Genomic DNA, 5,793 nt, shown 5'->3' on the forward strand with positions numbered 1-5,793 from the left:
TCAGTTCCTGCTAGCTTACTTGTGTAACCTGATAGGAAATGGTACATAGCTTGTTCTTTTGTCAGTTTACTGATAGGAGGCAATACTCCAAATGCATCAGCAGTTAAGAAGATAATTGTATTTGGATGTCCGGCAACACTTGGTGTAAGCGCATTTGGAATAGATTCAAGCGGATACGCTGCGCGTGTGTTTTCTGTTAACACGGTATTATCAAAATCAGGTAATGCCGTTTTTTCATCTACGACAACGTTTTCAAGAACCGAGCCAAAACGAATCGCATTCCAAATTTGTGGTTCTTTTTCTTCTGAAAGGTTGATGCATTTTGCATAGCAACCACCCTCAATATTAAATACGCCATTAGAAGACCAGCCGTGCTCATCATCACCGATTAGGTAACGGTTCGGATCGGCAGATAGAGTGGTTTTTCCTGTACCTGATAAACCGAAGAATAAAGCGACATCGCCTTCTTTACCTGTATTAGCTGAGCAGTGCATAGAAAGAACATTTTGTTCAGGAAGCAAAAAATTCATCACTGAGAAGATTGACTTTTTCATTTCACCAGCATATTCAGTGCCGCCAATTAATACGATGCGTTCTTCAAAAGAAACAATAATAAATGTTTCAGAACGAGTACCATCTACTTCAGGGTTTGCTTTAAATGTAGGTGCTGAAACGATTGTGAAATCTGCAATGGTTTCTTGCTCTAATTCTTCATTTGTCGGTCGAATAAATAATTGTCTAGCAAATGCTTGATGCCAAGCAAATTCGTTTACAACTTTTAAAGATAAACGATAGCTTTTATCTGCACCTGCATAGCCCTTTGAAACAAACAATTCTTCTTTTGTTCCTAAATGATCTAGAACTTTTTTATATAACTTTGTAAATACATCCTTCTCAATTGATTGGTTAACAGGTCCCCAATCAATTTTGTCAGCTACACTTGGTTCGTTGACAATGAACTTATCTTTTGGTGAACGTCCTGTGTACGTACCGGTTGCTACACTTAATGCACCAGAAGCAGTCAAGCTACCCTCTTTACGCATAAGTGATTTCTCAACTAAAGCAGAGATCGGTAAGTCATGATGTGCGTGCTCACTATTCAATAATTGGTCAAGTTCTGATGTAAGGCTTAAAGTAGTCATTGTCGCAAAACCCTTTCCTATTTAAAGTAAATATCTTTAATTTGTATGTGTCATCTCGTCTATGTGAATTAGTATAACACATTATATCTATTAGTCTATACTAATGTGAAAGTTTTTTTGGAAATGATGCATTGAACCAAATTGTATTGATTACATAATTTGTGAGAACTGCATAGAGAAAGGGTTTATAGGTTGGTAATTCACCTAGCGTTCAGGCTCATGAGTGATTAGCCATGCAAACGAAAAAAGAATCATGTAATAAAAAAGTCTGAACTAACCCCTTAATAATAGAAGAAAAGGGGTTTGTGTGTTGTTGCTTTTTTGAGAAATAGTGTAGATGGGTTTTATGATTAGTATAACCTATTATCAACATAAGAAGATGCCGCTAAAAGTACGAATATTAATGAATTTAGCAGTGTTGTTGACATAGTTTTATATGTACGTTATGATATGTCGCGAACGGATACTCTTATCCAGAGTAGGTGGAGGGACAGGCCCGAAGAAACCCAGCAACCAACACTCACGCCATTCGAGTGAAAAGGTGCTAACCTGCAAGGCTGCTGCCTTGAACGATAAGAGGCGAAAGGTAAACATTTCAACCCTTTTCCTCGTCGGAATAGGGTTTTCTACGTTTATATACGTCTTAAACCGTTTTATCACCAATTGGATGAGGAACGAGTGCCGTCTCAAATCATTCGCATATAATAATGGTTATGTGCATAGGAGGAATTTGAACATGGTAGAAAAGAAAAGTCGTCATTTATTTACTTCAGAATCAGTAACAGAAGGTCATCCGGATAAAATCAGTGATCAAATCTCTGATGCGATTCTTGATGACATCTTATCTAAAGATCCAAATGCACGTGTTGCTTGTGAAACATCAGTAACAACTGGTCTTGTATTAGTTGCTGGTGAAATTACAACAAGTACGTATGTTGACATTCCTAAGGTTGTTCGTGAAACAATTAAAGGAATTGGTTATACTCGTGCGAAGTATGGTTTCGATGCGGAGACTTGTGCTGTATTAACATCAATCGATGAACAGTCAGCAGATATCGCAGCAGGTGTTGACCAAGCTCTAGAAGCTCGTGAAGGACAAATGACGGATGCAGAGATTGAATCGATTGGTGCTGGTGACCAAGGTTTAATGTTTGGTTATGCTAATAATGAAACAAAAGAACTTATGCCTTTACCAATCTCATTAAGTCACAAATTAGCACGTCGTTTAACGGAAGTTCGTAAAGAAGAGATCCTTCCTTACTTACGCCCTGATGGTAAAACACAAGTAACGGTTGAATACGATGAAGATGGAGTACCAGCTCGTATTGATACGATCGTTATCTCAACTCAGCACCACCCAGAAGTGACACTTGAGCAAATTCAACGTAACTTAAAAGAGTATGTCATTAAACCAGTCGTACCTGCTGAACTAATTGATGAGAACACTAAATACTTTATCAACCCAACAGGTCGTTTCGTAATCGGTGGACCTCAAGGAGATGCTGGTCTTACAGGACGTAAAATCATTGTTGATACGTATGGTGGTTATGCTCGTCATGGTGGCGGAGCTTTCTCTGGTAAGGATGCTACAAAAGTAGACCGTTCTGGTGCTTATGCAGCTCGTTATGTAGCGAAAAACATCGTTGCTGCTGGACTAGCTGATAAGTGTGAAGTACAACTTGCTTACGCAATCGGTGTAGCACAGCCTGTGTCGATTTCAATTGACACATTTGGAACTGGAAAAGTATCTGAAGAGACACTTGTTTCACTTATTCGTGATAACTTTGATCTTCGCCCAGCAGGAATTATCAAAATGCTTGACCTACGTCGTCCAATTTATAAGCAAACTGCTGCGTATGGTCACTTTGGTCGTACAGATATCGAGCTTCCATGGGAGCAAACAGATAAAGCTAACACGCTTAAAGAGCAGGCTGGCCTATAATTAAATAATACGTAAGAAGGAAAGCGCAATTTCTCCGTAGAGAAGTTGTGCTTTTTGTTTACATCTTTTAATTAGGGGTAGATGAGAGGCAGACACACTTCTAGGTATGCTTTTCTTCAAAAAAGACCAGACTAAGCATTAAGAGGGAGGTGGACTATTATGGCACAAGATGTATTATGTGAAGTGAATAATTGTGTGCATTGGGCACATGGTAACCAATGTGAAGCAGATAAGATTTATGTAATCAGCCATAAAGGAAAACAAGCAGATCGACAAGAAGAAACAGATTGCAAAACATTTGAACCAAGTTAAGAGTATAAAAAGAGGGCATTAAGGTGCCTTCTTTTTATACTCTTAGTATTGAGAATGAGAATTGATATTATYCATAAAACGAAAAAAGTACCTGATTGGAGAGGTACTTTTTTTGGTCTATATGCATTGAAATGAAGAGATTCTTCTTAAGTCGATTCCGAAATTTACCCAACGGAAAAACCACCATCTATATCCAGCTACTGAGTTCCTGCCAACAAAGGTAGGAAAGAACCAAAAAGATTCACCGTTCGTTAACCGAATAAATGTAAACCGAAATAAACAACTATTAATTGCTCCTGGATCAACCGCAAAATCTTGCGGTCCAGATGGAGCGGGTGGAATCATCTGTGGCGGTGGTCCAAGTGGGGCTTGTCGATCTAAGGGTGTTAAGGGTGTTTCATATTCGTTTGTTGTCATTGGGTAATAGTGATTTTAATCATAATGGTTTGGATCATATTGAAACATATTGTCACTCCTCATCCAAGAAGATAGGTTTTATTTTATCTAAACCTTCAAATACCCTATGCAGATGCCTAGAATAAGTGCAACAATATTAGTATGTAAGCTAGATGTTTGGTTCGATGACTGCTGTTGCTTGCTTTTTTAAGTTATAGGCACTTTATAGCGGAGAAATGTTAATGAGTATTAGACAGTGTTTTAAAAGTTGTATAGGTATTTAATGAATCTTAATGAATAATGACAACGAACCTTTATATTCGCTAGTTGACGACAAAAACAGTCTTCAAAAAGGCTTGAAGACTGTTCAATCGTTTATTTTTCAATTTTTACTTGTTTGTAATGTTGGCCTTTTTCCACATATTCACGTCTGATTCTTGCCATATCCTTTAAGTCTTCTTCCGTTAATTCACGAACTACTTTAGCAGGACGTCCAAAAGCAAGAGTATTTGGTGGGATCTTMTTCCCTTGAGGAACAAGACTACCGGCACCAATAAATGCACCCTCGCCAATCTCAGCTCCGTCAAGAATGATCGAGCCCATTCCAATTAAAGCTTTTTTTCGAATAGTACAACTATGTAGAAGTACCTGATGCCCAACAGTAACATCATCCTCAATAATAAGAGGGTACTTGGGGCTTTGGTGGAGCATGGATTGATCTTGTATGTTCACTCGCTCCCCAATGACGGTAGGGGAAACATCACCACGAATAACGCTTTGAAACCAAATGCTGCTTAACGCTCCAATCGTCACATCGCCTGTAATTGTGACGTAATCTGCGATGAAAGCACTTTCATCAATTTTGGGCCATTTTCCTTCATATGGATAAATCATTTTTCACACATCCTTTTGATTTTGTCAAAAAACCGCTATACTAATTTTAACGTAAATTTCGATCAGCGTGCTAAGAAATATAAAATGCATCCTTTGAGCAAGGGGGAACTCAGTTATGTGGAAGTGGGAAATTTCAGAGCCGCGTGGTGTAGTGGTAATCATACATGGAGCAGGAGAACATCATGGGCGTTATATGTGGCTTGCGAAAAAGTGGAATGAACATGGCTTTGATGTCATCATGGGAGATCTTCCAGGTCAAGGTAAGACTCGTGGCAAACGTGGTCACGTTCAATCATTTAGCCAATATTTAGATGCAGTTGAAGAGTGGATCACAGAGGCTAGAAAAAAAGATTTACCGATTGTGTTATTTGGCCATAGTATGGGCGGGTTGGTAAGTGTAAGGGCATTAATGGAGCGGAGTCATGCCCACATTGTGGCTGTCATTTTATCATCTCCTTGCTTAGGTTTGAGTCGTCCACCAGCTAAGTCGAAAGCTCTCGCAACAAAACTTATCCATCGCTTTGCCCCAACTTTTAGTGCGAGCTCAGGGCTGCGTACTGAGCATTGCACACGTAACGAGGAAGTAAGAGAAGCTTATCTTAAAGACGAACTGCGAGTCACTCGGGTGAGTGCAAGGTGGTATCAAGAGCTAACAAAAGCGATGCATCTTGCTAATCGTTACCCTGAGAAGATGCCTAATATTCCTATTCTAGTAATGCAGTCTGGAGAAGACTATATTGTCGATCAATTAGCAGTAAGAGATTGGTTTGATCATTTACTTCTTACTGAAAAGCATTACAAGGAATGGGAAGGGCTTTATCATGAAATTTTTAATGAACCAGAAAGAGATGAGGTCTTTCGTTACGCGATTGGCTTTGTTAATATTTTGCTTCCGTAGCAGGAGCGAAAAGAWAAGCTATTAACCTAATGGTAGCTTTTCTTTTTTTAGATTGTCTATAGTTAGACACGACCGATTTATTGTTGATAGCTCCTATTTATGCTAATGTACTAGTTATGGAAAAGTGAATGGAGGAGAACACTTCAGATGAAAGTCCCTACAAAGCCAATTCCGATTTTAATGAATATTTACCGTGATGTGATCCCAAC

The 5,793-nt window shown here is 38.9% G+C and carries 5 protein-coding genes and 1 riboswitch; of the genes, 3 read left to right on the forward strand and 2 right to left on the reverse strand.

The window, feature by feature from the left end; translation table 11 throughout:
* Positions 1–1,142 (reverse strand): phosphoenolpyruvate carboxykinase (ATP) (locus AB685_RS25365; RefSeq protein WP_047973370.1); only part of this gene is annotated, 1,142 nt, incomplete at its 3' end.
* A gap of 466 nt (positions 1,143–1,608) precedes the next feature.
* Positions 1,609–1,721, forward strand: a riboswitch (SAM riboswitch).
* A gap of 157 nt (positions 1,722–1,878) precedes the next feature.
* On the opposite strand from AB685_RS25365, the gene metK reads away from it, so the two are divergent.
* Together metK and AB685_RS30620 are read left to right on the forward strand one after the other, a co-directional pair.
* Positions 1,879–3,084 carry a methionine adenosyltransferase gene (metK, locus tag AB685_RS25370; protein ID WP_047973371.1) on the forward strand — a complete coding sequence of 402 codons (1,206 nt, stop codon included), beginning with the start codon at positions 1,879–1,881 and terminating at the stop codon, positions 3,082–3,084.
* A 159-nt stretch (positions 3,085–3,243) separates the two neighbouring features.
* Positions 3,244–3,396 carry a DUF1540 domain-containing protein gene (locus AB685_RS30620; RefSeq protein WP_082153769.1) on the forward strand — a complete coding sequence of 51 codons (153 nt, stop codon included), beginning with the start codon at positions 3,244–3,246 and terminating at the stop codon, positions 3,394–3,396.
* Positions 3,397–4,167: 771 nt separating this feature from the next.
* On the opposite strand, the gene AB685_RS25375 is transcribed toward AB685_RS30620, so the two are convergent.
* Positions 4,168–4,686 (reverse strand): gamma carbonic anhydrase family protein, encoded by a 519-nt coding sequence (locus AB685_RS25375; RefSeq protein WP_047973372.1) that lies wholly within the window; start codon positions 4,684–4,686, stop codon positions 4,168–4,170.
* Between the two features lie 115 nt (positions 4,687–4,801).
* On the opposite strand from AB685_RS25375, the gene AB685_RS25380 reads away from it, so the two are divergent.
* Positions 4,802–5,584, forward strand: coding sequence for an alpha/beta hydrolase (locus AB685_RS25380; protein ID WP_047973373.1), 783 nt, complete (start codon positions 4,802–4,804; stop codon positions 5,582–5,584).
* Positions 5,585–5,793: the final 209 nt, after the last annotated feature.

Source organism: Bacillus sp. LL01 (assembly GCF_001037965.1).

Excerpts from the sequence above, each read along its gene's own strand:
- AB685_RS25380 (WP_047973373.1), top strand. The coding sequence starts at position 4,802 with ATGTGGAAGTGGGAAATTTCAGAGCCGCGTGGTGTAGTGGTAATCATA.
- metK (WP_047973371.1), top strand. The coding sequence starts at position 1,879 with ATGGTAGAAAAGAAAAGTCGTCATTTATTTACTTCAGAATCAGTAACA.
- AB685_RS30620 (WP_082153769.1), top strand. The coding sequence starts at position 3,244 with ATGGCACAAGATGTATTATGTGAAGTGAATAATTGTGTGCATTGGGCA.